At 64.6% G+C, this 26,578-nt stretch carries 24 protein-coding genes and 1 tRNA gene; 11 read left to right on the top strand and 14 right to left on the bottom strand.

The features are described from left to right. The first annotated feature begins 29 nt into the window (after positions 1–29). Positions 30–1,481 carry a cardiolipin synthase gene (cls, locus tag P0D70_RS19490; protein ID WP_091793313.1) on the top strand — a complete coding sequence of 484 codons (1,452 nt, stop codon included), beginning with the start codon at positions 30–32 and terminating at the stop codon, positions 1,479–1,481. 230 nt (positions 1,482–1,711) lie between these two features. Here the strand turns inward: cls and P0D70_RS19485 are convergent, their stop codons facing one another. After that, entirely contained in the window at positions 1,712–2,191 is a 480-nt protein-coding gene (locus P0D70_RS19485; protein WP_091793311.1) for a glutathione peroxidase, read from the bottom strand. Positions 2,192–2,326: 135 nt separating this feature from the next. Between P0D70_RS19485 and P0D70_RS19480 the strand changes: the two genes are divergently transcribed. Together P0D70_RS19480 and P0D70_RS19475 are read left to right on the top strand one after the other, a co-directional pair. Then, entirely contained in the window at positions 2,327–4,282 is a 1,956-nt protein-coding gene (locus P0D70_RS19480; RefSeq protein ID WP_408185691.1) for an ATP-binding cassette domain-containing protein, read from the top strand. A gap of 157 nt (positions 4,283–4,439) precedes the next feature. Beyond that, positions 4,440–5,498 carry a CaiB/BaiF CoA transferase family protein gene (locus P0D70_RS19475; protein ID WP_408185717.1) on the top strand — a complete coding sequence of 353 codons (1,059 nt, stop codon included), beginning with the start codon at positions 4,440–4,442 and terminating at the stop codon, positions 5,496–5,498. Positions 5,499–5,545: 47 nt separating this feature from the next. Here the strand turns inward: P0D70_RS19475 and P0D70_RS19470 are convergent, their stop codons facing one another. From P0D70_RS19470 to alr, 3 genes are all read right to left on the bottom strand, one after another. Beyond that, a complete protein-coding gene (locus P0D70_RS19470; protein WP_091793307.1) occupies positions 5,546–5,824 on the bottom strand; it encodes a DUF2866 domain-containing protein in 279 nt (92 codons plus the stop codon). A gap of 142 nt (positions 5,825–5,966) precedes the next feature. Further along, positions 5,967–7,343 carry a DNA repair protein RadA gene (gene radA / locus P0D70_RS19465; RefSeq protein ID WP_091800361.1) on the bottom strand — a complete coding sequence of 459 codons (1,377 nt, stop codon included), beginning with the start codon at positions 7,341–7,343 and terminating at the stop codon, positions 5,967–5,969. A gap of 95 nt (positions 7,344–7,438) precedes the next feature. Then, complete coding sequence (gene alr, locus P0D70_RS19460; RefSeq protein WP_408185690.1) at positions 7,439–8,509, bottom strand: alanine racemase; 1,071 nt, start codon at positions 8,507–8,509, stop codon at positions 7,439–7,441. 218 nt (positions 8,510–8,727) lie between these two features. Between alr and lplT the strand changes: the two genes are divergently transcribed. Together lplT and thiD are read left to right on the top strand one after the other, a co-directional pair. Beyond that, the gene (gene lplT, locus P0D70_RS19455; RefSeq protein WP_091793303.1) at positions 8,728–10,035 is read left to right on the top strand and encodes a lysophospholipid transporter LplT; all 1,308 of its coding nucleotides are present in this window, start codon (positions 8,728–8,730) and stop codon (positions 10,033–10,035) included. Positions 10,036–10,094: 59 nt separating this feature from the next. Then, positions 10,095–10,901, top strand: a complete 807-nt coding sequence (thiD, locus tag P0D70_RS19450) for a bifunctional hydroxymethylpyrimidine kinase/phosphomethylpyrimidine kinase (RefSeq protein ID WP_091793301.1) — start codon at positions 10,095–10,097, stop codon at positions 10,899–10,901. A 68-nt stretch (positions 10,902–10,969) separates the two neighbouring features. Here thiD and P0D70_RS19445 read toward each other — a convergent pair whose 3' ends face one another. Genes P0D70_RS19445 through tsaB form a run of 4 tightly spaced genes read right to left on the bottom strand, consistent with a single transcriptional unit; the run spans position 10,970 to position 14,601 of the window. Then, positions 10,970–12,061, bottom strand: a complete 1,092-nt coding sequence (locus tag P0D70_RS19445) for a DUF1853 family protein (protein ID WP_408185689.1) — start codon at positions 12,059–12,061, stop codon at positions 10,970–10,972. After that, the gene (locus tag P0D70_RS19440; RefSeq protein ID WP_408185688.1) at positions 12,058–13,320 is read right to left on the bottom strand and encodes a uracil-DNA glycosylase; all 1,263 of its coding nucleotides are present in this window, start codon (positions 13,318–13,320) and stop codon (positions 12,058–12,060) included. The genes P0D70_RS19445 and P0D70_RS19440 overlap by 4 nt, the downstream gene beginning before the upstream one ends. After that, positions 13,307–13,801, bottom strand: a complete 495-nt coding sequence (rimI, locus tag P0D70_RS19435) for a ribosomal protein S18-alanine N-acetyltransferase (protein WP_095418979.1) — start codon at positions 13,799–13,801, stop codon at positions 13,307–13,309. The genes P0D70_RS19440 and rimI overlap by 14 nt, the downstream gene beginning before the upstream one ends. Further along, the gene (gene tsaB, locus P0D70_RS19430; protein WP_408185687.1) at positions 13,798–14,601 is read right to left on the bottom strand and encodes a tRNA (adenosine(37)-N6)-threonylcarbamoyltransferase complex dimerization subunit type 1 TsaB; all 804 of its coding nucleotides are present in this window, start codon (positions 14,599–14,601) and stop codon (positions 13,798–13,800) included. Before tsaB ends, rimI begins: the two co-directional genes overlap by 4 nt. A 205-nt stretch (positions 14,602–14,806) precedes the next feature. On the opposite strand from tsaB, the gene P0D70_RS19425 reads away from it, so the two are divergent. The 3 genes from P0D70_RS19425 to aceA all read left to right on the top strand — a co-directional run bounded on the left by P0D70_RS19425 (position 14,807) and on the right by aceA (position 19,001). Beyond that, a complete protein-coding gene (locus P0D70_RS19425; protein ID WP_408185686.1) occupies positions 14,807–15,076 on the top strand; it encodes an acyl-CoA-binding protein in 270 nt (89 codons plus the stop codon). A gap of 454 nt (positions 15,077–15,530) precedes the next feature. Continuing rightward, the gene (locus P0D70_RS19420) at positions 15,531–17,162 is read left to right on the top strand and encodes a DEAD/DEAH box helicase (protein WP_408185685.1); all 1,632 of its coding nucleotides are present in this window, start codon (positions 15,531–15,533) and stop codon (positions 17,160–17,162) included. A 534-nt stretch (positions 17,163–17,696) separates the two neighbouring features. Further along, a complete protein-coding gene (gene aceA, locus P0D70_RS19415) occupies positions 17,697–19,001 on the top strand; it encodes an isocitrate lyase (RefSeq protein ID WP_091793290.1) in 1,305 nt (434 codons plus the stop codon). Positions 19,002–19,246: 245 nt separating this feature from the next. On the opposite strand, the gene P0D70_RS19410 is transcribed toward aceA, so the two are convergent. Together P0D70_RS19410 and P0D70_RS19405 are read right to left on the bottom strand one after the other, a co-directional pair. After that, complete coding sequence (locus tag P0D70_RS19410) at positions 19,247–19,681, bottom strand: universal stress protein (protein WP_091793288.1); 435 nt, start codon at positions 19,679–19,681, stop codon at positions 19,247–19,249. A gap of 190 nt (positions 19,682–19,871) precedes the next feature. Continuing rightward, a complete protein-coding gene (locus tag P0D70_RS19405) occupies positions 19,872–20,774 on the bottom strand; it encodes a LysR family transcriptional regulator (RefSeq protein ID WP_091793287.1) in 903 nt (300 codons plus the stop codon). 180 nt (positions 20,775–20,954) lie between these two features. Here P0D70_RS19405 and P0D70_RS19400 point away from each other — a divergent pair, with 180 nt between their 5' ends. Next, entirely contained in the window at positions 20,955–21,779 is an 825-nt protein-coding gene (locus P0D70_RS19400; RefSeq protein WP_408185684.1) for a (S)-2-haloacid dehalogenase, read from the top strand. An 82-nt stretch (positions 21,780–21,861) separates the two neighbouring features. Next, entirely contained in the window at positions 21,862–23,472 is a 1,611-nt protein-coding gene (gene aceB / locus P0D70_RS19395; RefSeq protein ID WP_408185683.1) for a malate synthase A, read from the top strand. A gap of 216 nt (positions 23,473–23,688) precedes the next feature. On the opposite strand, the gene P0D70_RS19390 is transcribed toward aceB, so the two are convergent. Together P0D70_RS19390 and rraA are read right to left on the bottom strand one after the other, a co-directional pair. Further along, a complete protein-coding gene (locus P0D70_RS19390) occupies positions 23,689–24,090 on the bottom strand; it encodes a gamma-glutamylcyclotransferase family protein (protein WP_091793281.1) in 402 nt (133 codons plus the stop codon). 72 nt (positions 24,091–24,162) lie between these two features. Then, entirely contained in the window at positions 24,163–24,657 is a 495-nt protein-coding gene (rraA, locus tag P0D70_RS19385; RefSeq protein WP_091793280.1) for a ribonuclease E activity regulator RraA, read from the bottom strand. Positions 24,658–24,830: 173 nt separating this feature from the next. Between rraA and P0D70_RS19380 the strand changes: the two genes are divergently transcribed. Next, positions 24,831–25,745, top strand: a complete 915-nt coding sequence (locus tag P0D70_RS19380; protein ID WP_408185682.1) for an AraC family transcriptional regulator — start codon at positions 24,831–24,833, stop codon at positions 25,743–25,745. Between the two features lie 67 nt (positions 25,746–25,812). On the opposite strand, the gene P0D70_RS19375 is transcribed toward P0D70_RS19380, so the two are convergent. Together P0D70_RS19375 and P0D70_RS19370 are read right to left on the bottom strand one after the other, a co-directional pair. Beyond that, positions 25,813–26,277, bottom strand: a complete 465-nt coding sequence (locus tag P0D70_RS19375) for a GNAT family N-acetyltransferase (protein WP_091793277.1) — start codon at positions 26,275–26,277, stop codon at positions 25,813–25,815. 142 nt (positions 26,278–26,419) lie between these two features. Then, positions 26,420–26,496, bottom strand: a tRNA-Asp gene (locus P0D70_RS19370). Positions 26,497–26,578: the final 82 nt, after the last annotated feature.

Raw genomic sequence — 26,578 nt, 5'->3', positions numbered from 1 at the left:
CCAGCCCCTCGCCAACCCTTCGTCCACCTATGCAATTCGACCTGCTTCACATCGGCACGCTGGTCGGCCTCTGCCATATTCTCGGCGTGGTCGCGGCGTGCCATGCGATTCTGAACACCCGCACATCGCAAGGCGCGATTGCGTGGGCCGTGTCGCTGGTCGCAATGCCCTATCTGACGCTGATCCCGTATCTGTTCCTCGGCCGCAGCAAGTTTGCCGGCTATGCGGACGCGCGCCGCGTCGAAAACGAACTGCTGCGCACACGCGCGCATCCGCCGGAATGGGACACGCGCGCTTCGTCGGCGAACCTGCCCACGCTGGAGCTGGGCGGCAGGCTCGTGCATTCGCTCACGCGTCTTGGCGGCATGCCGTTTCTGCCCGGCAACACGGTGCGCACACTGGTCAACGGCGCGGCGACTTTCGAGGCCATCTTCGAGGCGATCGAGAATGCGCGCCGTTACGTAATCGTGCAGTTCTTCATCGTGCGCGACGACGCGCTCGGCGAGATGCTCAAAGACGCACTGATTGCGAAAGCAAAACAGGGCGTGCGCGTCTACTTCCTGTACGACAGCATCGGCAGCTTCGATCTGCCTCACCGCTATGTGGCGGCGCTACGCGCGGGCGGCGTGGAGACGCATCCGTTCGCCACCCATCGCCGCTTCGTCAACCGTCTGCAGGTGAACTTCCGCAATCACCGCAAGATCGTTTCGGTGGACGGCGAACGCGCGTTTGTCGGCGGACACAACGTGGGCGTGGAATATCTCGGCGGCAAGCCACCACTTTCGCCATGGCGCGATACGCATATCGAAGTGCGCGGCCCAGCGGTCGCAAGCATTCAGTTCGTCTTCACCGAAGACTGGCACTGGGCCACGCAGCAGTTGCCCGAATTCGACATGCCGCCCCCTCCGGCCATCCAGCCTGATGGCGGCCAGGGCATGCATTGCCTCGTGGTGCCGAGCGGCCCGGCGGACAAGCAGGAGACCTGCTCGCTCTTTTTCGTCGAAGCGATCAATGCGGCGCGCGAGCGGATCTGGATCACCTCGCCCTACCTGATTCCCGATGAAGCCGTGTTCTCGGCATTACGGCTCGCGGCGCTGCGCGGCGTGGACGTACGCATTCTGATTCCGAGCCGGCGCGATCACCTCGTCGTATTCGCGGCCTCGAAGCTGTATGCGTATGACTCGCTGCGCGCGGGCATCCGGATCTTCCGCTACCAGCCGGGCTTCCTGCATCAGAAGGTCGTGCTGATCGACAGCGTGGCCGCGGCAGTCGGCAGCGCCAACCTCGACAACCGCTCGTTCCGCCTGAACTTCGAGATCATGGTGCTGACCGTGGATCGCGGCTTCGCCGAAGAGGTCGAAACGATGCTGCTGGCCGACTTCGCCGAATCGCGCGAAATCGACCGCAACGAGTACCGGCAGGCAAGCGCTTTAAAGCGCGTGCTCATGCATGTGGCGCGGCTCTTTTCGCCAATTCTGTGAGGCCGCGCTGCTGCAAACAGCGCTGATTCGCCGCAACGGCGTGAATCTGAAGTCGGCGCCCGCGCCCAGCCGGCCGGCTGCCGATTCTAAGCAGTCCAGCAAGGCAGCCGCGCTAAGGACTCACGCCCAGGACTAACCCAAGGGCGTAATTGCACTTGCGCTGCAGCCGTATCGCAGCAGTACCGGCCTTTAGCGACGACGCGAGGCCAACTCTTGTTTCCCACCGCGTCTCACAGCAGCTTTTCGATATCCTCGGTAATCGCCTCGGGCTTCGTCAGCGGCGCGTAACGCTTCACCACGTTGCCGTCACGGTCGATCAGAAACTTGGTGAAATTCCACTTGATCGCCTCCAGACCGAGCACGCCCGGCGCTTCACCGGTCAGGTAGCGGAACAGCGGATGCGCGTTCGCACCGTTCACGTCGACCTTGTCGAACATCGGGAACGTCACGCCGTAATTCTTTTCGCAGAAGCTGCCGATCTGCGCGGCGTCGCCCGGCTCCTGCTTGCCGAACTGGTTGCAGGGAAAACCGAGTACCGTGAGCCCGCGCGCCGCGTAGGTGTCGTACAGCTTTTGCAAGCCGGCGTACTGCGGCGTGAACCCGCATTCGCTTGCCGTATTGACGATCAGCAAAACCTTGCCGTCATACTGCCCAAGGCTCACTTCCTCGCCACCCAGCGTGCGCGCCGAAAACGAATAAATCGATGCCATGTGCTCCCCCCGTAAAAGCCGTCAGTCTATGCCAAAAGCTTCGCCGATACAGTCGGCCGAATGGCCGATCCCGGCTGAGCGCCCGGTGTCAGCCCCGGCAGTCTAAAATAGCGGTTTTCTCCAGTCGGCCTCTTCGTGATCCGCTTTAACCAGTTCAGCCTAGCGCGCGGCACCAAGCCGCTCTTCGACAACACCACGTTCACCCTCAACCCCGGCGAAAAGGCCGGCCTGGTGGGGGCGAACGGCGCGGGCAAGTCGACGCTGTTCGCCGTGCTGCGCGGCGAGCTGCATGCGGACGGCGGCGATTTTTCGATCCCGCCGACCTGGCAGATCGCGCACGTCGCGCAGGAAACGCCGGCCGCGGACAAAACCGCCCTCGCCTACACGCTGGATGGCGACGCCGCCTTACGCACGATCGAAGCGCGCATTGCCGCCGCCTCCGCCGCCCATGACGGCGCGGCCGAAGGCGAGGCGCACGCCGCATTCGCCGACGCCGACGGTTACACCGCGCCCGCGCGCGCCGAAGCCCTGCTGCTAGGGCTCGGCTTCACGCTCGACCAGACACGCGAACCGGTCAGCAGCTTTTCGGGCGGCTGGCGCATGCGGCTGAATCTCGCGCAGGCGCTGATGTGCCGCTCCGACCTGCTGCTGCTCGACGAACCGACCAACCACCTGGATCTCGACGCGATCGTCTGGCTGGAAGACTGGCTGGCCCGTTATCCGGGCACGCTGATCGTGATCTCGCACGACCGCGAATTCCTCGATTCCGTATGCAACGTCACGCTGCATCTGGAGCAGCAGCAGATCAAGCGCTACGGCGGCAATTACTCGCAATTCGAAGTGCTGCGCGCGCAGCAGATCGCGTTGCAGCAAAGCGCGTACGAGAAACAGCAGCGCACGGTCGAGCATTTGCAGAGTTACATCAACCGCTTCAAGGCGCAGGCCACCAAGGCGCGCCAGGCGCAAAGCCGCGTCAAGGCGTTGGAAAAGATGGAGCTGATCGCGCCGGCGCATGCGGCCTCGCCGTTCACGTTCGAGTTTCGCACGCCCGATTCCGCGCCGAATCCGATGATGGTGATGGAAGACGTGCGCTGCGGCTATCGCAGCGAAGACGAACCCAGCATCGAGATTCCGATCGTCGATCACGTCATGCTGTCGATCCAGAACGGGCAGCGCATCGGCCTGCTTGGCGCGAACGGCCAGGGCAAGTCCACGCTGATCAAGACGCTCGCCGGCACGCTCGAGGCGCTCGGCGGCCACGTGCGGGAAGGCAAGGGGCTGCGCATCGGCTATTTCGCGCAGCATCAGCTCGAAACCCTGCGTCCGGACGACACGCCGTTGCAGCACCTCGCGCGCCTCGCCCCGGACACGCGCGAGCAGGAATTGCGCGACTTCCTCGGCAGCTTCAACTTTTCCGGCGAGATGGCGACCTCGAAGATCGCGCCCTTCTCAGGCGGCGAAAAGGCCCGCCTCGCGCTCGCGCTGATCATCTGGCAAAAGCCGAACCTGCTGCTGCTCGACGAACCGACCAATCACCTGGATCTCGAAACGCGTCACGCGCTGACCATGGCGCTCGCCCAGTTCGAAGGCACGCTCATTCTGGTGTCGCACGACCGGCACCTGCTGCGCGCCACCACGGATCAGTTCATGCTGGTCGCGAAACATCGCCTGCAGGAGTTCGACGGCGACCTCGACGACTACCGCGACTGGCTGCTTCAGCATGCGGCCGAACAGCGCGCGGCGCTCAAGGCGGGCACGCCGTCGAACGGCGGCAATGGCGCTGACGGCGGTGCGGACAACGGCGTCAACCGCAAGGAACAGCGGCGCCTCGAAGCCGAAACGCGCCAGAAGCTCGCGCATCTGAAAAAACCGCTGCAAAGCCGGATCACCAAGATCGAAAAGGAAATGGACACGCTCAACGCGGAGAAAGCGACGCTCGATGCGTTCGTCGCCGATCCGGCGAGTTACGAGCCCGCCCATAAAAGCAAACTGACGGAGGCGATCCGCCGTCAGGCAGACGTGAACGCGCGCCTCGAGGCGCTCGAAGCCGAATGGCTCGAGACTCACGAGGAACTCGAACAAATCGGTTAGCGGCACGCTGTTTTAGGTCCGCGCCGGCATCGACGAGAGGTTGGCTTTGTCTTCTGCGACATCATCCGTCTCAACGGCCGCAACGATGGCCGGGGCATCGGCCGGCTCATCGGCCAAGTCATCGACCAACTCATCGGCCAGTCCCGCGCCGCCCGCGCTGCAAGGTTTGCGAGTGCTCGACCTGACTCGCCTGCTGCCGGGGCCGGTGGCCGCCTTGCGGCTGGCCGAGCTGGGCGCCGACGTGCTGAAAATCGAAGCGCCCGGCGCCGGCGATCCCACCCGCACGATGATGCAATCGTCGAGCGATCGCGTGGCCGGGCGGCCCGGCGCGTTCTACCGGCTGGTGAATCGCGGCAAGCGCGAAACGCGACTCGACCTCAAATCCGAGGCGGGGCGCAACGTGCTGTGCGCGCTCGCGGCCGAAGCGGATGTGCTGATCGAGAGTTTCCGGCCCGGCGTGATGGAGCGGCTCGGCATCGGCTACGACACGTTGCGCGCGGTCAATCCCCGGCTGGTCTATTGCGCGATCAGCGGCTACGGTGCGAGCGGTCCATTCGTCGATCACGCCGGTCACGATCTGAACTACATCGGCTACGCGGGTGTGCTCGACCAACTGGCGGGCCGTGACGGCGCGCCGATCCTGCCCAATTTTCAGATTGCCGATCTGCTCGGCGGTGCCTTGAGCGCAGTCACGCAGATTCTCGCGGCGTTATGGCAGGTGTCGCGCGGCGGCACAGGCCGCTTCGTCGACGTATCCATGACGCACGTCACCTACGCGCACAACGTCGTGGCGCAGGTTGCGCTCGCCAATGAAGGCGCGGCGCCGGCCGCAGGCGCCGGTCTGCTGAATGGCGGCGTGCCCTGCTACAACCTCTACCGCACGCTCGATAACCGCTGGCTCGCGGTCGGCGCGCTCGAATTGAAGTTCTGGGAAACGCTCTGCATGGCGCTCGACCGGCCCGAATGGGCCACGCGCCACTGGAGTCTCGGCCAGGCCATCGGTGGCCCGGACGCAGCCGCGCTCACGCAGGAACTCGCCGAGGTGATCGGCAAGCGCCCGCTGGAAGAATGGGTGGTGATGCTGGAGGCGCTCGACTGCTGTGTCTCGCCAGTGCTGACAGCGGCCGAAGCCGCGCGCCATCCGCTGTTCAATCCGCAGGCTTACGATGCGGCAAACGTACGCGGCGAAGACGAGGAAGACCGGTTGGTCCGGTAACGCGCGGGAGAAGCCGCGCCTCAACGCCCTCAACGCCCTCAACGCCCTCAACGCCGCGCGGCAGTCTGCCGCGGCAAAGTCTGACGCGGCGTCTTTTCATCGTCGTACAGCATGTGCTTGCGGCCTTCCACATGACGGTCGATCGTGGCGCGGACTTCGGCAGCCGTGGCGTGTTCGGCCACCACCCGCCGCGAAATCTGCCCCGCCGTGTCGATCCACTCGACGATCCGGCAGGCGCCGCCCCATGGCTGGCGAATGGGCGCGGAGACGCGGCAACCGCGCACCTGTATCGGCCGCTCGGCTACGGTTTCATATGACTGTTTCAAGGCGCGATCCTTTTTCGGGCATCAGAAGGGATGCAAACCCTTGCAGCTTAGGAAAAAGGAATGTCCGGCAGGTTACAGCCAATATGGAGATATTTACCGGCCATTACGGAGCGGCGGGCGCCTGGAGGCGCACGAGCCCCGTCTATTCGAGCGTTCGGACCCGGTCGATGGCCTGTTCGATCCGCTCGACCGCAACGACCTGTAAGCCTTCTATCGGCTGCTTCGGCGCATTGGCCTTCGGAATCACCGCGACTGAGAAGCCCAGTTTGGCGGCCTCCTTCAGACGCTCCTGACCGCGCGGCGATGGCCGGATCTCACCGGCAAGACCCACTTCCCCGAACACCACCAGCCCCTTGGGCAACGGCTTGTTGCGCATGGACGAGTGGATCGCGAGCAGCACGGCCAGGTCGGCGGCGGGCTCGGTAATCTTCACACCGCCCACGGCGTTCAGGAACACATCCTGGTCGAAACACGCGATGCCCGCATGGCGGTGCAGCACCGCCAGCAGCATCGCGAGCCGGTTCTGCTCCAGGCCGACCGCCAGGCGCCGCGGGTTCGGCGCGTTGGCGGCGTCCACGAGCGCCTGCACTTCGACCAGCAGCGGCCGCGTGCCTTCCTGCGTCACCAGCACGCAGGAACCCGGCACCGACTGCTCATGCTGCGACAGAAACAGCGCCGACGGATTGGCCACGCCGCGCAAGCCGCGCTCGGTCATGGCGAACACGCCGAGCTCATTCACCGCGCCGAAACGGTTCTTGATCGCGCGCACGAGACGATACGACGAATGCGTGTCGCCTTCGAAGTACAACACCGTATCGACAATGTGTTCCAGCACGCGCGGCCCCGCCAGCGCGCCTTCCTTGGTCACGTGGCCGACCATGATGATGGTGGTGCCCGACTGCTTGGCGATGCGCGTGAGCTGCGCCGCGCACTCGCGCACCTGGGCGACCGAGCCCGGCGCGGAAGTCAGCGCGTCGGAATAGACCGTCTGGATCGAGTCGATCACCGCGACATCGGGTCGCTGCTCGGCGATCGTCGCCTGGATTTTTTCGAGCTGGATTTCGGCCAGCAGTTGCAGTTCGCTCGCCTTCGAGCCCGGCTCCAGCAGCGAAAGTCGTTGCGCGCGCAACGCAATCTGCGCGGCGGATTCTTCGCCGCTGATGTAAAGCGCGCGTTTGTCAGCGGCGATTTCCGCAAGCGATTGCAGCAACAGCGTCGATTTGCCGATGCCCGGATCGCCGCCGATCAGCACCACGCCGCCCGGCACCAGACCACCGCCGAGCACGCGGTCGAACTCGCTCACGCCGGTGGAAAAGCGCGGCACGTCGGACGCTTCGATATCGGCGAGACGGCGCACCGGCGCGCTCTTCGCGAGCGACTGGAAGCGGTGCGTGGAAGGCGCTTCCGCCACCGACTCGACCAACGTGTTCCAGGCATTGCATGAGGGGCACTGGCCGGCCCATTTCGGCGATTGCCCGCCGCATTCACTACAGATGTACACCGTCTTGGGTTTAGCCACGCGCTTGTTGCCTGTGTTGCTGTTCTTTGGATTGGAACTTCCGCTGGGCGCGAGGCACCAGCCCGCGCCCATGTTCGACCTTTACTTCGCGACCTTTACTCCGCGCGCACCGGCACGCGCGGCGCCACGGCGCACATCAGCTCGTAGCCGATGGTGCCGCATGCCTGGGCGACGTCGTCGATCGGCAGCGCGTTACCCCACAGCTCGACGCGCGAGCCGACGTTGGCGGTCGGAATCGGCGTCAGGTCGACGGTGAGCATGTCCATCGACACGCGGCCGACGACCCGCGTGCGCACGCCGTCGACAATCACCGGCGTGCCTTCCGGCGCGACGCGCGGATAGCCGTCCGCGTAGCCGCAGGCCACCACGCCGATGCGCATCGGGCCGCGCGCCTTGAACGACGAACCGTAGCCGACCGTATGGCCTTCGCTGAGCGTTTGCACGGCGATCAATTCCGAGGCGAGCGTCATGGCCGGCTGCAAGCCGGTGCCGTGGATCGCGGCGTGGACGCCGGAGGGCGACGCGCCGTACATGATGATGCCCGGACGCACCCAATCGAAGTGCGTGGCCGGATGCCACAGCGTGGCCGCCGAATTCGCCAGGCTGCGCGCGCCGGCAATGCCCTGCGCGCCGCGCTCGAACGCCTCCACCTGATAGTCGACGCCGCGATCGCCGTCGGCGTCCGAGAAATGGGTCATCAGGGTGATCTGGCCGACGCCCTGGCAGGCGCGCGCGCGTTCCCACGCGGCACGGAACTTCTCCGGCGTGTAACCGAGGCGGTTCATGCCAGTGTTCATCTTCAGCTGGATGTTGACCGGTTTGGACAGCCGCGCCATTTCGAGCATGCGCAACTGTTCGTCCGAATGGAGCGCGGTGGTCAGGCTGTAACGGTCGATCACGTCGATGTCGGTCGGGCGAAAGAAGCCTTCGAGTAGAAGAATTGGCCCGGCCCAACCCAATTCACGCAACTTCACGGCTTCTTCGAGGTCCAGCAACCCAAAGCCGTCGGTGGCGCGCAGGCCCGGGAAGACGCGCGCAAGGCCATGCCCGTAAGCATTGGCCTTGACGACAGCCCAGATTTTGGATTTCGGCGCGTGGCGCCGGGCGACGGCCAGGTTGTTGGCGAGAGCGGAGGTATGAATCGTGGCTGAAAGGGGGCGCGGCATGGGATATTTTCGTAAAGACGCTTGCGAATCAGCGGCTTACAGGGCGTTTTCAGCGCTCGGCAGCCCGCTGGGCGGTGCGATCAAGGATTTTGCTAGTCCGAATCCAGCTATTTTCATGATATAAAGCCGTGCGCACAACCCATTTCGAACGGCATAAGCCCGGACGCTCAACCAGCGGCCGGGGCGGACAGACCGCAGCGAGGACAGCATCGCATCAGATGAAAAAAGGTTTTTACACCATCATGGCCGCGCAGTTTTTTTCGTCGCTGGCCGACAATGCGCTTCTGATCGCCGCTATCGCACTGCTGAAAGATCTTCACGCCCCGAACTGGATGACACCGCTGCTCAAGTTGTTCTTTGTGCTGTCGTACGTCGTTCTCGCCGCCTTCGTGGGCGCCTTCGCCGATTCCCGTCCGAAAGGACGCGTGATGTTCGTCACCAACACGATCAAGGTGGTCGGCTGCATCACGATGCTGGTCGGCGCGCATCCGTTGATTGCGTATGGCATCGTGGGTTTCGGCGCGGCGGCCTATTCGCCCGCCAAATACGGCATTCTCACCGAGCTGCTGCCGCCTGACCGGCTGGTCGCCGCGAACGGCTGGATCGAAGGCACGACGGTCGGCTCGATCATTCTCGGCACCGTGCTCGGCGGAGCGCTCATCAGCCCGCATATTGCCGCGCCGATCCTGCGGCATCACATTCCCACCGTCAACACGCCCGCCGAGGCGGCGATGCTGGTGATCATGGTGATCTATGTGATCGCCGCCCTGTTCAATCTGCGCATTCCCGACACCGGCGCCCGTTATCCGAAACAGGAGCGCGGCCCGATCAAACTCGTCACCGATTTCGCCGACTGTTTTCTCGTGCTGTGGCGCGACAAGCTCGGGCAGATTTCGCTCGCCGTCACCACCCTGTTCTGGGGCGCCGGCGCGACGCTGCAATTCATCGTGCTGAAGTGGGCCGAAGTGTCGCTCAGCATGTCGCTCTCCGAGGCGGCCATCCTGCAGGCGGTGGTCGCCGTGGGCGTGGCGGCCGGCGCGATTTTCGCGGCCTCGCGCGTGCCGTTGAAAAAGTCGCTCTCGGTGTTGCCGGTCGGCATCATGATGGGCATCGCCGTGATGCTGATGGCGTTTTACACCCGCGATCTGTTCCCCGCCCATTGGGGCCTCTATTTCGGCCGCATGCATGTGCCGGGCTATCTGATCGTCGCGTATGTGTTCCTGATGATCGTCGGCGGCCTGTCGGGCTTTTTCGTGGTGCCGATGAACGCGCTGCTCCAGCATCGCGGTCACGTGCTGCTGTCGGCGGGTCACTCGATCGCCGTGCAGAACTTCAACGAAAACCTTTCCGTGCTCGTGATGCTGTGCCTCTACGCCGTGCTGGTCTGGCTCGACGTGCCGGTCACGGCGGTGATCGTGCTGTTCGGCACCTTCGTGTGCGTGATGATGTGGTTCGTCATGCGGCGCCACCAGGCCAACCAGCGCGCGTTCGACTCGGTCGCGCTGATCGGCGAAGCCAAGCACTGACCCGCGCCGAGTTGTCCGCTCACCTCGGGGCCCGCGCCTTCCTCCTTCCTCGCTTTGCCATGACTCAACCGATTCCCAATGTGCTGACGATCGCCGGTTCCGATTCCGGCGGCGGCGCCGGTATCCAGGCCGACCTGAAGGCTTTCTCGGCGCTCGGCGCGTATGGCGCGAGCGTGATCACCGCGCTCACCGCGCAGAACACGCGCGGCGTCACCGCGATTCACGCGCCGGACCCCGGTTTCATTACCGCGCAACTCGACGCGGTGTTCGACGACATCCGCATCGACGCCGTGAAAATCGGCATGCTGGCGAACGCGCCGATCGCGCGTGCCGTGGCCGACGCGCTGCGCCGGCACAAGCCGAAGCACATCGTGCTCGACACGGTGATGATTTCCAAGAGCAATCACGCGTTGCTGCTGCCCGACGCGGTCGCGGCGGTGCGCGACGAATTGCTGCCGCTCGCCGATCTGCTGACGCCGAATTTGCCGGAAGCCGCCGCGCTGCTCGGTGTGCCGGCCGCGACCGATGAAGCGGGCATGGTCGAGCAAGGCGAAGCGCTGCGCGCGCTCGGTGCGCGTGCGGTGCTGATGAAAGGCGGCCATCTGAGCGCGACGGATAGTCCGGACTGGCTGGTGCAGGAGAGCGGCACGCTGCGTCTGGGCGGCCCGCGCGTGCCGGTGAAGAATACGCACGGGACGGGCTGCACGCTGTCGTCGGCGATCGCGGCGCTGATTCCGCAACGCGGCGATCTGGCGAGCGCCGTCGCCGACGCGAAGCAGTATCTGACCGGCGCGCTGCAGGCGAGCGATCGACTCGACGTCGGCAGCGGCGTCGGGCCGGTGCATCATTTTTATCGGTGGTGGTGAGGGGGGCGTGGGCGGGGCTGACCGGTTGGGTCGGCCGCGTGGGTTCGCCGTCTGCGTCTGCGGCCATATTACGCGCCGGTCTCTCCGCTTCCCCGCTGCTGCTCGCGCGCGTAGTTTTGTGCCTGCTCGGGCCACTCGTCCGGCACGATGAAGCCGCGCGAGCGCTCGATCAGGTTGCCCACGCCATCTTCGGTGAACGCGGCGACCATCGCCGGTCCATGCTGATGCGAGGTTTGCCCGGCGAGAGTCTGCGCATCGACAAAAACCAATCCTGCGGCCTGCGCGTCGTCAGCTGAATGACGCCGCGGCGCAAGCCATTCCAGCCGCGGCAAAGGCCGCCACTTTTGCGTGTTGCCTGCAGCGAAGGCCGGCCAATCGCTGCGCGTCACCCACCAGCCACGGCCATGCGCTGGATCGAGTTCGACGGGATCGAGCGGAGTTTCGCCGTGCCGGTAAAACAGCCAGCCTTTGATGAACATCTGCGGCGTCCACGGCCCCGGATAGCCGACCGATGCGAACTCCTCACGCGCGCTCAACGGCAACTGGTGATTCAGCACATGGGCGAGCTTGAGGTCGAAACGGTCTTTCAGATTCGGGCCAACGTAGTCGGATAGCCCCGTGGGTGACTCTCTTGGTAACCGCGCCGGTGACTGCGCGGGTAACACCGCAGCCAACTCCCCGCGTGCTTCGCCGGCGTGCAGATAGCACTTCACGGCCAGTTCCCAATGCAGACGCGCGCCCCGCCGCGTCTGGACCAGAAAATCGCATTCACCGAGCGTGACGCCCGCGCGGCGCAAGGGCACGCCCGCGGCCACCAGTCGCGCCGCCGGCCCATGTTGCAGAAACCAGCCGAGCAGCCGTTCGGCATAGCGGCCGAGACGCGTGATGCGCGTCGCCGCGAGATCGCGATGCAAGGGTTCGGGCGCGTCGTCGAGCGCGCGCAGCCACGCGACGCTCGCCTGCGCTTCCTGCGGCGTATCGAAGGGATTCGCCAGGATGCCCACCGGTGGTTGCGGGCGCAACAGATCGGCGCTCAGCAATAACCAGGCGAGATCGCGCACGGCGGGATCATGCAAAGTGTCGAGCAGCGCAGCGCGGCTCGCGGCATCCATGCCGGGTGCGCCGGTGGAACCGGCCGCCGGCCCCTCGGCAGCCGTCACTTCGACGCGTTCGACGGCGCACCGCCCGCCGCACGCCACGTGTCGCGCGCGAGGCACAGGTCGGCCCAGGCTTTCGCCTTGTCGGGCAGACTGCGCAGCAGATACGCGGGATGATAGGTGACGATCACGGGCACCCCTTCGTACTCGTGTACGCGACCACGCAGCGACGAAATGCTCGCGTCGGTTTTCAGCAGACTTTGCGCCGCAAAGCGGCCGAGCGCGACGATCAGCTTCGGCTTGACCAGCCCCACCTGACGTTGCAAATACGGCTCGCAACGCGCGACTTCGTCCGGTTCGGGATTGCGGTTGCCAGGCGGCCGGCATTTGATCACGTTCGCGATGTACACGTTGGTGTCGCGCGCGAGCGTCAGCGAACGCAGCATGTTGTCGAGCAGCTTGCCGGCCTGGCCGACGAACGGCTCGCCCAGACGGTCTTCGTTCTCACCCGGCGCTTCGCCGATCAGCATCCAGTCAGCACCGCGGTCGCCGACGCCGAACACCGTATTCGTGCGCTTCTCGCATAGACGGCAAAGGCGGCAGGCGGCGACGCGCTCGCTTAGCGCGTCCCAGTCGAGCGTGTGGATTGCGGGAGCTGCGGGCGCCTCGCTACGGGCGTCCGCGGGCGCGTGGGTCGGCAGGTCGTCGAACCACGCGAAATCGTCGTCCGGTGGCGCGTCGAAAACCGGCGGCTCGGGCATGCGTGATGGCGGCGGCTGGGGTATTGGGTGACGCGTTTCAGCGGGCATTTGCGACCGCTCTTGCGCTGCCTGCGCTGCGTCTTGCGCGGGCCGCACGTGGCGTTCGCCGTGCGCGGCGTCGGCGCTTCGCGCCTCGCCCGCGTGTGGGGCGGCCGAGGCGCTTGCCGGCGCCCGTAGCATGGACGGTGCGGGTTCAGGCGCAGGCAACGCGAACGACGAGGTTTCCGGCGTTCCCGCTGCGAACGACGCGGTTTGCTGCGGACGCACGGCAGACGGTGCGGTTTGCTGGAAGCGCACGGCGGATGGCGCGGTTTCCGGCGCACGCACAGTCTCCAGCGGGCGCGTGACGGCAGCCGCGGCGGGCTGCGCGCGTGCGGTGGGCTGCGACCCGTGCGCATCGTCACGACGCGTGCCCGAGCCGGCCACGTCGCCAGTGCCCTGCCCCGCTAAGCCTTCGGCTTGCGCTTCGACAACAGCCGGTTGCTCGGCCGCAGCCATTCCGCGACGCACCCACAGCGGCGCGAGTCCGAATTCTTCCAGTACCGATTCATGCAGCGCCATCTGCGCCCTCCGTGGCAAACGAGAAACGCATTACGATGGCGTCCTCCCGGCTGCGATGCCGCGCCGGATAATAATTTTTGCGCCGCCCAATCGAAGCAAACCCGAAGCGCTCATACAACCGGATCGCCCGATGATTCGACGGCCGCACTTCGAGCAGCAAGCCGTCGAGCTTTTCGGCGCGGGTGATCCGCACGGCTTCGCGCAGCAGCGCGAGTCCGGCGCCGGCGCCTTGCGCCGCGGGCGTCACGCACAGATTGAGCAGATGCATTTCGTCGACCACCGGCATCAACACGCAATAGCCAATCAAGGTGCCCGTGACATGGCGCAGACAGACGCCGAAGTAACCGTTGCGCAGCGAGTCGCCGAAATTGCCCCGGCTCCACGGAAACTCATAAGCGATCTTTTCGATGGCGGCGACCTCGTCGAGATCGCCCTCGGTCATCGGCGACATATAGCGGTCCGCGAGCAACACGCCACTCATTGCCGGCCCTCGCCGTGAGCCGCGTCGTGCGCGAGTCTGGCCGCCTTTTCAGCTTTCTCGGCGACCCGCTCGGCCGTGGTCTGCGCAACCTTGTCGCGCACGTACTCCGGCGCGGCCTGATCGGCGGGCACCGTGCGGCCGGCGCGCAACGCGCGCAGCGCAGCGTGGGCGAGCGGCACGGCGTGCGGCAGCGCTTCGCCGTCGACGCTGCGCGCCGCCGCGAGCGCCGGCAGCCGCGCGCCGAAGGCCGCGGCGGCGTTGCCTGCCAGCGTGAACGGGACGTCGGGCAACACGAGCCGGTCCGGCGCGTCGAGCGAAGCGCTCTGCACGGTGCGCCATTCACCTTGCGCGTCGTCCCAGGCGTAGTCGGCCCAGTAGATCTCGTCCATGCGGGCGTCGAGCGCGGCGAGCACGCGCGCGGCCGACGGATCGCGCAGGCGGGCGCTTTCAGCGCAGACAAGCAGCGTGCTGATCGGCACGACCGGCAGGTTCAGGCCGAATGCGAGACCTTGGGCGACGCCGGTCGCCGTACGCAGACCAGTGAACGAGCCCGGACCGGAGCCGAAAGCGATAGCGTCGCAGTCCGCCAGCGTCAGGCCGGCTTCGTCGAACAGTTCGCGAATGGCGGGGAGCAGGCGCGTGCTGGAAACCGCGCCGGTTTGCTCGTGGCGCATCCAGACGCGCGGCTCGGCGCGGGTCTCTCCAGTTGCGACGCCGGCAGCATGGCCGGCAACCGACAGAAGCGCTACCGAGCAGAATTCGGTCGAGGTATCGAGGGCGAGGAGCACAGTTTGAGTCATGGACCGTATTGTAATCGGCACTGCGCGCGCAAATGTGGTTTGGCTCGCGCCCCGGATTGAACCGGCTCGCGTCCTGGATGGTCCGCGCTTCGCGCCAAGCCCCGCGTCCTGTGTTTGGAATAAGCCCTCAGCCCCGCAGCGGCATGCAATTGCTATGATCGTCAGCCGACCTTCACCCCTGTCCCGCCCGGCGGGCAAAACGACCATGACCGACATCAATACGCAGTTCACTCAGGCTCAGGAAGATGTGAAACAACTGCCGGAGCGCCCGGGCAACCTCACGCTGCTGCGGCTGTACGCCCTCTTCAAACAGGCTAGCGAAGGCGATGTTCACGGCGACAAGCCGGGTTTCACCGACATCGTCGGCAAATACAAGTATGACGCGTGGGCCGCGCTCAAAGGCACGGCGGAGGAAGCCGCGAAGCAGCAATATGTCGAACTGGTCGAATCGCTGAAGAGCGGCGCCTCGGCCTGAGCTGGCGCCGAAGGCTTACCCGGCGGCCCGATTGGAGATGGCAGGCCATTCGTCCAGTCGGCCGCTGCAACTTTTCTGCCAGGAAGATTCCTAATAGTGGCGCAGTGCAGCAAAACCCTATACAATGCTGCCTGCGCTTCACTGCTTTGCCCGGCTTTCCTCTAGCGGCCTTTGCGGCGCAGCGCCTCGTAGCGTTTAGCTCCAATCCAGTTTAGAACCTGTCCCCTCCTGCCTAGCCCCCTACGGGCGATCATGTCCCAGGCTGGCGGCACGCCGTGTTGGCATGTCGCATCCGATACAGCTTCTAACGAAAAGCTCGCCTTCATTGCCGCGAGCTGCCCCCGTTTTTCGATTTGCTCGCTGCTTCTTTGCTCGCTGAATCCGACGACTTGGGTATGCCGATTGGCGCCGACGTTTTAATTCCGTGTGTACCAAGGATTTACCAAGGATTCTCATGACTTCGAGCAATACCCCCAGCAGCCCGTTGAACGCCATCGCCGACCAAGCCCTCGGTCTCGCCGACGCACCCGCTCAAGCCGCAGCCGTTGCTGCCGCTCCGGAAGCCGTCGCCGCTGAAGCCGCAGCACCGTCCGGCCCGTCGTTCGCGTCGCTCGGTCTGTCCCCGGACGTCGTCTCTGCCCTGACCGCCGCTGGTTATCAAACCCCGACGCCGGTTCAGCAACGTGCAATCCCCGCCGGCATCGCCGGCCGTGACCTGCTGGTCTCGAGCCCGACCGGTTCGGGCAAGACCGCCGCGTTCATGCTGCCCGCCATCGAGCGTTTCTCGCAATTGCAAAAGGCGCAAGCCAGCCAGCCGCGCGAGCCGCGTCCGGCCGACGGCGCCCGCACGCGCCGCCCGCAACCGGTTGCCCGTCCGACCATGCTGGTTCTGACGCCGACCCGCGAACTCGCGATGCAGGTCACCACCGCTGCCGCCACGTACGGCAAGCACCTGAAGCGTCTGCGCACCGTCAGCATTCTGGGCGGCGTCGCTTACGGCCAGCAATTGATGCTGCTCGCGAAGAACCCGGAAATCCTGGTCGCTACGCCGGGCCGTCTGATCGATCACCTGGAACGCGGCCGTATCGATCTGTCGCAACTGCAGATCCTCGTGCTCGACGAAGCTGACCGCATGCTCGACATGGGCTTCATCGAAGACATCGAAACGATCGTTGCCGCTACGCCGGCTACGCGTCAAACCATGTTGTTCTCGGCCACGCTCGACGGCAAGATCGGTTCGCTGACCGGCCGCCTGCTGAAGGATCCGGAGCGTATCGAGATCGTCCAGCGTCTGGAGCAACGTACCAACATCGCGCAAACCGTTCATTACGTCGACGACCGCGATCACAAGGATCGTCTGCTCGACCATCTGCTGCGCGGCGAGGGCCTCGACCAGGCTATCGTCTTCACGGCAACCAAGATGGACGCTGACCAGCTGGCTGGCCGTCTGGCCGACGCCGGTTTCGAATCGGCCGCCCTGCACGGTGACCTGCCGCAAGGCGCGCGTAACCGCACGATCAAAGCCCTGCGCGAGCGCCGTGTGCGCGTGCTGGTGGCCACGGACGTCGCCGCTCGCGGTATCGACATCCCCGGCATCACGCACGTGTTCAACTACGACCTGCCGAAGTTTGCCGAAGACTACGTGCACCGTATCGGCCGTACCGGCCGTGCCGGCCGCTCGGGTATCGCGGTGAGCCTCGTGCATCACGCGGAACAAGGCGCGTTGAAGCGCATCGAGCGCTTCGTGCGCACCCCGCTGCCGGTCAATGTCGTCGAAGGCTTCGAGCCGCGCAAGTCGGCTCCGTCGGGTAACGGCCGTCCTGGCTTTGGCGGCCGCGGCCGTCCGGGCGGTGGCAACGGCGGTGGCCGTCGCTTCGGTAGCGGTTCGGGCAAGCCGGCCGGTAACGGCGGCGGTGCGCGCAGCGGCAGCGGCAATGGCGGCGGCTGGGCCGGCAAGTCGGCTGGTGGTGGTTCGCGTGAAGGCGGCTTTGGCGGCGGTTCGCGTGAAGGCTACGGCGGTTCGCGCGACGGCGGCTACGGCGCACGCCGCAGCGACGGCCCGCGTACGGCGCGTCGCGGCAGCTAATTAGCCGCGAATTGGCCGCTCAGTACTGAGCAGGAGCGCACTCTGCTTCAGGGCACACAGCCCTTTGCGGCGCCCATGCGGTACGTTGCAGCCAGCTAAAAAAGACCCGGACGGCTTTACGCTGTCTGTGGGTCGGAAAAAACCGGTGCTTAGGCGCCGGTTTTTTTTCGCCTGTACGCCGCGCACCCCAAATTTCACGATGTGGAAAATTTTTTTGCGTCGTAAAAAATCGTGCTGCAAGGCACAAGACGACCTATTGCAAGATGGGAAAAGTCTTTTCTCAATGTGAAACAAAGACCATAAGTGACTGATTATAAATAATAATAAATATCACAAAAACATGCTCAGACGGCTACTGCGCGGCCTTCGACTTGCCTAGACTCTTATATAAGACTTCGCCAAGCAAAACGCCCGACCGGGCTGGCCGCTTTGGCGAAAATTGTAAGTTTCCTGTATCGGACCAGAACAAGCGCTCACGCGGCGACGCTGGTCGACAGAGTCATTCAGCCATTGCAGGCAACCAAGGAGCAAATCATGTCCCGTCAAGAACAAGCCAGGCAACTTCAACAGCAATGGGAAACCGATCCGCGCTGGAAAGGCGTGAAGCGCAGCTACACGGCTGACGACGTGATCCGCCTGCGTGGCTCGGTGCAAGTCGAGCACACGCTCGCCAAGCGCGGTGCGCAAAAGCTGTGGGAAAGCGTGAACAACGAGCCGTTCGTCAACTCGCTCGGCGCGCTGACCGGCAACCAGGCCATGCAACAGGTCAAGGCCGGCCTCAAGGCGATCTATCTGTCGGGCTGGCAAGTCGCGGGCGATGCGAACGTCGCCGGTGAAATGTACCCGGACCAGTCGCTGTACCCGGCGAACTCGGTGCCGCTCGTCGTGAAACGCATCAACAACACGCTCACCCGCGCTGACCAGATCCAGTGGTCGGAAGGCAAGAATCCGGGCGACGAAGGCTACGTGGACTACTTCCAGCCGATCGTGGCGGATGCGGAAGCCGGCTTCGGCGGCGTGCTGAACGCGTTCGAACTGATGAAGGCGATGATCGAAGCGGGCGCAGCGGGCGTGCACTTCGAAGACCAGTTGGCTTCGGTGAAGAAATGCGGCCACATGGGCGGCAAGGTGCTCGTGCCGACGCGCGAAAACATCGCCAAGCTGACAGCCGCGCGTCTGGCCGCCGACGTCTCCGGCACGCCGACCGTGCTGCTCGCTCGTACCGATGCGGAAGCCGCCGACCTGATTACGTCGGACATCGACGACAACGACAAGCCGTTCCTGACCGGCGAGCGCACGGTGGAAGGTTTCTACCGCACGAAGCCGGGTCTCGAACAGGCGATCTCGCGTGGCCTCGCCTACGCGCCGTACGCCGACATGATCTGGTGCGAAACCGGCAAGCCGGACCTCGAGTTCGCGAAGAAATTCGCTGACGCGATCCACAAGGAATACCCGGATCAACTGCTGTCGTACAACTGCTCGCCGTCGTTCAACTGGAAGAAGAACCTCGACGATGCAACGATCGCCAAGTTCCAGCGCGAACTCGGTGCGATGGGCTACAAGTTCCAGTTCATCACGCTGGCCGGCTTCCACGCGCTGAACTACTCGATGTTCAACCTCGCGCACGGTTATGCCCGCAACCAGATGACCGCCTTCGTCGAAATGCAGCAGGCTGAATTCGCTGCGGCCGAAAAGGGCTTCACCGCGGTCAAGCACCAGCGCGAAGTGGGCACGGGTTACTTCGACGCCGTGACGCAAACGGTCGAACGCGAAGCCTCGACGACCGCGCTGCACGGCTCGACGGAAGACGAACAGTTCTTCGACAAGCGGGTCGCCTAATCCACCCCGCAGGGCCGATCGCAGCAACAGGGCAACAGACGGACTACCGGCTTTCGTCAGAGAGCCGCCGTCACAGGGAGGAGCAAGGCCGCCGGGGCGCCGGGTCGTGAACGGTTAGCGCCGACGGCTTGAATCTGGGAGAGATCGCAGCAGTGCAGAGAAAGCCAGCGCAACAGATTGCGCGGCGAACACAGCGCGCGCCGGCCTCACCGCCGGCGCGTTTTTTGTGGGCTTCCGGTTTCGGCTCAGCGATACACGATGACCGGAATCTTGGTATGCGTGAGCACCCGCTGCGTTTCGCTGCCGATCAGCAGGCTGCCCAGACCACGGCGCCCATGCGACGCCATGAAGATCACGTCGCAGCCGCCCTGCTCCGCGGCTTCGATGATGCCGAGATACGGCGCCGGGTGCACGCTGGTCCGGCTGTCGACCGTCACGCCGACACGGCGCGCCGCCATTTCCACTTCTCGCAGATGCACCCGCGCTTCGCGCTCGCTGCGCTGCAGGAATTCGGAGGGCGGCTCGACCACCACGTCGGAGAACGGCGAGTAAGGATATTGCGGCAGACACGCGTAGGCGGTCACGCGCGCGTTGACGGCTTGGGCGAGATCGATGGCGCCGTCAATCGCCTTGCGTGACAGGTCTGAACCGTCGGTCGGAACCAGGATGTGCCTGAACATGATGCCCTCCGTCGCCGGCTTCGCGCAGCGCGGCGTGAGCGTCCAACGAGGCGCGGCGCGAAAGCCGCTTCAATCGATTGTAGGTCGCGGAATTGAGCGCATGAATCTGCCAAGGGTCTGTCCGCATATCGGAAACCCCGTATTGCCGGCGACGCAATCGCCGGGCGCGCCATCGCGAGCCCGGCCGGCGTCAGCCCCAGTAACCGGGATGCCCGTACGTATGCTTGAGAAAATCCAGGAACAGTCTCACCCGCAACGGCAAATGGCGGCGCTGCGGAAACACCGCATGAATGCCGATGGGCGGTGCGGCGAATTCGTCGAGCACGCTGACAAGCCGTCCGGCCGCGATATCCGTGCCGACCTCCCACCACGAGCGCCACGCGAGACCGTAGCCTTCGAGACACCACTCGTGCAGCACCGCGCCGTCCGAGCATTCCATCGTGCCGGACACCTTGATCGACACCACCTTGTCGCCCTGCTGGAACATCCAGCCGCGCTGCTGGTTGGCGCTCGCGCCGAGCGCGAGACAGTTGTGATGCGCGAGGTCGGCGAGGCTGTGCGGCGCGCCGCGCCGGCTCAGATACGACGGCGACGCCACGCAGACGCGGCGGTTCTCGCCGAGCTTGAGCGACACCAGCGACGAATCCGGCAATTCGCCGAGACGCACCGCGCAATCGAAACCCTCGTTGACCAGATCGACGAGGCGGTCGGACAGGTCGAGCGTGATCGACACGTCCGGATGGGCGACCGTGAACGACGGCACCAGCGGCGCGACATGCCGGCGCCCGAAGCCCGCCGGCGCGGAGAGCCGCAGATGGCCGCTCGCCTTGACGCCGCCCGCCGACACGCTGGCTTCCGCGTTCTGCATGTCGTGAATGATGCGCTGGCAGTCTTCGAGAAAGGCCGAGCCTTCGAAGGTCAGCGTGAGCTTGCGCGTGGTGCGCACCAGCAATTTGACGCCGAGGCGCTCTTCGAGCGCGTCGATGCGGCGGCCGATGATAGCCGGCGCGACGCCTTCCGCCGTAGCCGCGGCAGACAGGCTGCCTTTGGCCGCGACGGTCACGAAAGTCTCGATCTGCTTGAAACGGTCCATAAGCGATTGAAGCCGCGCCGTCCCAGTACGGAAATTTCGTTGAGAAGCGACGCGCAATGGTGGTCGGTGCGCGTCAGATTAGGTGTATGAAAGTAAAAGATCAAGTGATGTTTAGCCTCTTTTTTAGCACGGAGCATCACTAATACAATCCGTCCTGACCTCTGATAGGAGCGCACGGCAATGTCGGCCACAACGACACATTCCCCTAAAGCAGTGATTTTCGACGCCTACGGCACGCTCTTCGACGTGCATTCGGTGATCGCTGCCGCGGAGCAGATGTTTCCGGGCCACGGCGATGCGCTCTCGCAGCTGTGGCGCCAGAAACAGATCGAATACACGCAGCTGCGCACGCTTGCCGCCCCGGCTGCCGCACCCGGCGCGCACTACCGGCCGTTCTGGGACATCACGCTCGACGCGCTGCGTTTCGCCGCAAAAAAGCTTCAGCTCACGCTCGGCCGCACGGCCGAAAAACGTTTGATGGACGAGTATGCGTGCCTGTCCGCTTTCCCCGACGCCGTGCCCGCGTTGCGCCTCTTGCGCCTGTCGCGCGACGAGTCTTTGATCTCGCAGGCATCCGCCAGCGGCGAATCCGCTTCTCGTGCGCGCCTCGCGATCCTCTCGAACGGCAATCCGCAAATGCTCGACATCGCCGTGAAGAGCGCCGGCATGACGGGCCTGTTCGACCACGTGTTATCCGTCGACGCCGTGCGCGCCTACAAACCCTCGCCTGCCGCTTACGCGCTGGGCACGCAAACCTTCGACGCCGAACCGCGCGAGATCGTCTTCGTGTCGTCGAACGGTTGGGACGTGGCCGGCGCGGCGTGGTTCGGCTTCACGACTTTCTGGCTCAACCGGCAAAACGCACCAGCCGAAGAACTGGGCGTCACGCCGCATGGCGCGGGCGGAGGCATGACCGATCTGCTCGCTTTCCTGAAAACCCTCGCGTCGCCCGGCCGCACCAGCGGCTCCGGCGGCAGCCGCACACGCCACAGCCCTGGCGCGTAACGGCTACTACTGGACTACGCGACGCACACCAACCGCTTTTCAACATTTGCATCTTTGCAATCTGACCGACCAAGGAGAAAACATGGCGAACCCGCAGTCATCGCAATCGTCGCTGCAGCTGCCCCAAGGCATGGAAATCAAGGCTGAGATCAAGCCGGGCTATGAAGCAATTCTCACGCGCGAAGCGCTCGAACTCGTCGCCGCGCTGCATCGCACTTTTGAGCCGCGCCGTCAGCAGTTGTTGCAGGCGCGCGCGGAACGCACCCAGCGCCTCGACGCCGGCGAGCGCCCCGACTTTCTCGCGGAAACGAAAAACGTGCGTGAAGGCGACTGGAAAATCGCGCCGCTGCCGCAGGACCTGCAATGCCGCCGCGTGGAAATCACCGGCCCGGTCGAGCGCAAGATGATCATCAACGCGCTGAATTCAGGCGCGGATTCGTACATGACCGACTTCGAAGATTCGAATGCGCCGAGCTGGGACAACCAGATCACCGGCCATATCAATCTGAAGGACGCGGTGCGCCGCACGATTTCGCTGGAACAGAACGGCAAGTCGTACACGCTGAACGACAAGGTCGCCACGTTGATCGTGCGTCCGCGCGGCTGGCACCTCGACGAGAAGCACGTGAAGGTGGACGGCAAGCGCGTGTCGGGTGGCATCTTCGACTTCGCGCTCTTCATGGTGCACAACGCGAAGGAGCTGGTCGCGCGCGGCTCCGGCCCGTACTTCTATTTGCCCAAGATGGAGAGCCATCTCGAAGCGCGTCTGTGGAACGACATTTTCGTCGCCGCGCAGGAAGCGGTCGGCGTGCCGCGCGGCACGATTCGCGCGACGGTGCTGATCGAAACGATCGTCGCCGCCTTCGAAATGGACGAGATCCTGTACGAACTGCGCGAACATAGCTCGGGCCTGAACGCCGGCCGCTGGGACTACATCTTCTCGGCGATCAAGAAGTTCAAGGCCGACCGTGACTTCTGCCTCGCCGACCGCTCGCAGATCACCATGACCGCGCCGTTCATGCGCGCCTACGCGCTGCTGTTGCTGAAGACCTGCCATCGCCGCAATGCGCCGGCGATCGGCGGCATGAGCGCGCTGATTCCGATCAAGAACGATCCGGCCGCGAACGACAAGGCGATGGCCGGCGTGCGCTCGGACAAGGCGCGCGATGCCGGCGACGGCTACGACGGCGGCTGGGTCGCGCATCCGGGCCTCGTGCCGATCGCGATGGAAGAGTTCGTCAAGGTACTCGGCGACAAGCCGAACCAGATCGGCAAGCAACGCGACGACGTGCTCGTCACGGCAACCGACCTGACGGACTTCCGTCCGGAAGCGCCGATCACCGAAGCCGGTCTGCGCAACAACATCAACGTCGGCATCCACTACCTGGGCGCATGGCTCGCGGGCAATGGCTGCGTGCCGATTCACAACCTGATGGAAGATGCCGCCACGGCGGAAATCTCGCGTTCGCAGGTATGGCAATGGATTCGCTCGCCGAAGGGCAAGCTCGAAGACGGCCGCAAGGTCACGGCCGAGCTGGTGCGCGAGTTGTCGGCGCAGGAACTCGACAAGGTGAAGCAGGCCGTGGGCGGCGATACGAAGCCGTATGAGCGCGCCGCGCAGATCTTCGAGGAAATGTCGACCTCGGAACAGTTCACCGATTTCCTGACATTGCCGCTGTACGAAGAGATCTGAGGCCGGCAGCAGGCCTCACGCAGCAGATGCATCGATAACGGACGACGCAGTAGCAAGCCCGCCTTCGCGTGTGACGGACAGCGCGCGAAAGCGGCTTGAGTCGCAAGGCTGACCGACCGGGCGGCCCGACAGGCGTATGCTTGCCGGGCCGCTTTTTTTATGTGCGCGTGAGGGGTTCAGTCGGCACTGCGGTCGGCACTGCGGTCAGCACTCCAGTCAGCGCGTGCTGCGGTACTCGACCCAGTCACCCGATCGGATTTCGGGCAAGCCTTTCACCGCACCCGGCGCAACGGGATAGAAGCGGCAGTTCACGACATTGCCGTCGACTTTCACCATCACTTCGCGAGCGAGGAAACGATCCTCGACACCCGGATAGACCGCTTCGATTTCGTCGAGCACCGCGACCAGCTGATCGTCGATCTCGTACACGTCGCCGATCACGTCGACACCGGCTTCGTCGACCACGAGGCCCGGGTACAAGCCGAAATCGAAAAGATGGCCGCGGACCGTGGCCGTGCCGAGCAGATTGGGGGCGTCGATCTCGTTGCGCGCCGCCGCCTGGCTGATGTCGTTCACTTCACCGGCGCGCAATGTGCCGTATACAAAGACGGTCTGCATCGTCGTTTGTTCTCCTTGAATAGGGGTTCGGGTGGCCTGTGATTCCGTTCGAGCCTGAGTCCGGCACGAGGTTCAGTTCAGCGCCGCGCTCGCCACGAGCACGCCGTCGATATCCGCGTAGATCCACTCACCGGGACGCACCAGCGCGCCCGGCAACTGTACCGCCACGTCACGCTCGCCGGTGCCGCGCTTCTGGCCACGCCGCGGGCAGGTTGCCAACGCCGCGATGCCGACGTTGACTTCATTCAGTTCCAGCGTATCGCGCACACAGCCGTTCAGGACGATGCCCGCCCAGCCATTCTGTTGCGCAATCTGCGCAAGGTTGCCGCCCACCAGCGCACACCGCAGGCTGCCGCCGCCGTCGACCACCAGCACACGGCCCGCGCCCTGCTCTTCGAGCGTGGCCCGCACGAGTGCATTGTCTTCGAAGACCTTCAACGTCACCGCCTCACCGCTGAAACACTCGGCGCGGCTGAACAGGTGAAAGACCGGCTCGAGCACGCGCAACGTGCCGAGCGCCAACTGATCCTCGTGCGCGTCGCACAAGTCCGCGGTAGCAAAGCTCATGAAGTTCTCCTCGTGTCCGGGTAATCGGGACATTATGCAACGCCGGGTGCCACGCAACACCTACAATGAGAAGCCCGCGGCGGTTTGCCGTAGCGGGCTTCTCATTGCGGCGTCACCGGACTACTTTGCGGGTCCGCGCTTCTCGTGTTCCGTTTTCGGGATCGATCTTCATCATGACTTCGTCCGTCGACTCAGACCTGTCGAGCTTCGTGCGCTTCGCCGACATTCCGCCCGAGTTCCAGCCGACCGAAACGCATCCCATCCGCGTACGCTCCCGGCAAATGCCGTCGGGCTGGCGCATCGCGCGTCACACCCACGCTTGGGCACAGGTGGCCTATGCGTCGCGCGGCGTGCTGCGGGTCGCGACCACCGGCACCACGTGGATGGTGCCGCCATCGCGCGCAATCTGGGTGCCCCCGCACGTGACGCACGAGGTGGTCGCCGTCGAAGACGCCTTCCTGCGCACCCTCTACATCACCGAAAGCACGGTGCCGGCCGGGCTCGATACACCGCGCGTGGTCGAAGTCTCGGACCTGCTGCGCGAAGTGATCGCGGCGCTCGACACACCCGGCATCTCGGCCACCCGCGAGCAGTTGCTCGGCGCGCTCGCACTCGACGAATTGACACGCTCGGAGCCGTTGCCGCTCTCCGTGCCGATGCCCAACGAAAAGCGGCTGCGCGCTTTGTGCGAAGCGGTCATTGCGGATCCGACGCATGGTGAATCGCTCGAGCAATGGGCGTCCAGCGTGGGCGCGAGTACACGCACCATTGCGCGGCTGTTTCGTCAGGAGTTGGGAGTGAGTTTTTCGCAGTGGCGCCAGCAGGCGATTCTGGCGCGTGCGATTCCGCTGTTGAGTCAGGGGCGCCCGCTCTCGCATGTCGCGTTGGAACTGGGCTATCAGAGCCAGAGCGCATTCTCCGCGATGTTCCGCCGCGCGTTCGGCGAAAGTCCGCGCGCATTCATCGAGCGTGGCTCGGAACATCGGGTGGAGCATGGAGAGCATCGCGACGTGGAGACGGACAGCGAGACGGCGGCGCAGGACCGCGCGGATGCCTCGCATAATGCCGAACGCAGATCGAGTGAATAAAACGCGCGCATCGAATCCGACCTTTGCCAACTGCGGCACCTGAGACCGTACGCTTTACACGCGGCCACTAAACCCGTCGCGCCAGATGACGGATCGCGCCCAGCTGCGCAAGCCGCGGCCCGGTCAGCTTATAGCCTTTGCGTTGATAGAGCCGCGCGGCGGGGTTGTCGACGAACACGCGCAGTTGCAACTCGCGCAACCCACGCTCGCGCGCCCATTGATGCGAGACATCGAGCAGATAGGTGCCGGCGCCGAGCCGACGATGGCCTTCGGCAATCTGCACGTCGCGGATATGCAGCGAATCGCCCTCTTGCGTGATGCGCAACACGCCGATCGGCGTGCCGTCCACTTCGAGAATGAAATTCTCCGATTCGCGCCAGCTACCGAGAAACAGATCGCCACGCCACACCAGATGGTGGCGACGATAGTAACCGCCCATGTTGTTGCGAGTCAGCGCCTCGGCGAACTCGAAATCGTCCATGCTGGCTTTGCGCAGATGAAACGGCAACGGAGCTTCGGTGGGATCGAACATGGCGGAGCGACGAAGATGAGTCGGGTCAACGGTAAAACAGGCCGTGCGCGCTGGCAATGGCTGTTTGTCCCGAGCATACCCAGGCGCAATGGAGAGCGGAATAAAAAAAGCCCACTTCTTTCGAAGTGGGCTTTCTCAAATCTGGCGGAGCGGACGGGACTCGAACCCGCGACCCCCGGCGTGACAGGCCGGTATTCTAACCAACTGAACTACCGCTCCAGATTTTTTGCACCGCAATCAATGAGACTGACTCACTGACCACTGCATCGCTCAAACTTCCAACCGAACGACGCCGATATGC

Origin of the sequence: Paraburkholderia sp. RL17-381-BIF-C (genome assembly GCF_046026435.1) — a bacterium.
In the GTDB taxonomy this organism is placed as follows: domain Bacteria; phylum Pseudomonadota; class Gammaproteobacteria; order Burkholderiales; family Burkholderiaceae; genus Paraburkholderia.
The sequence above is the reverse complement of the archived record's forward strand: the minus strand, read 5'-3'. Positions and strand labels throughout refer to the sequence as shown.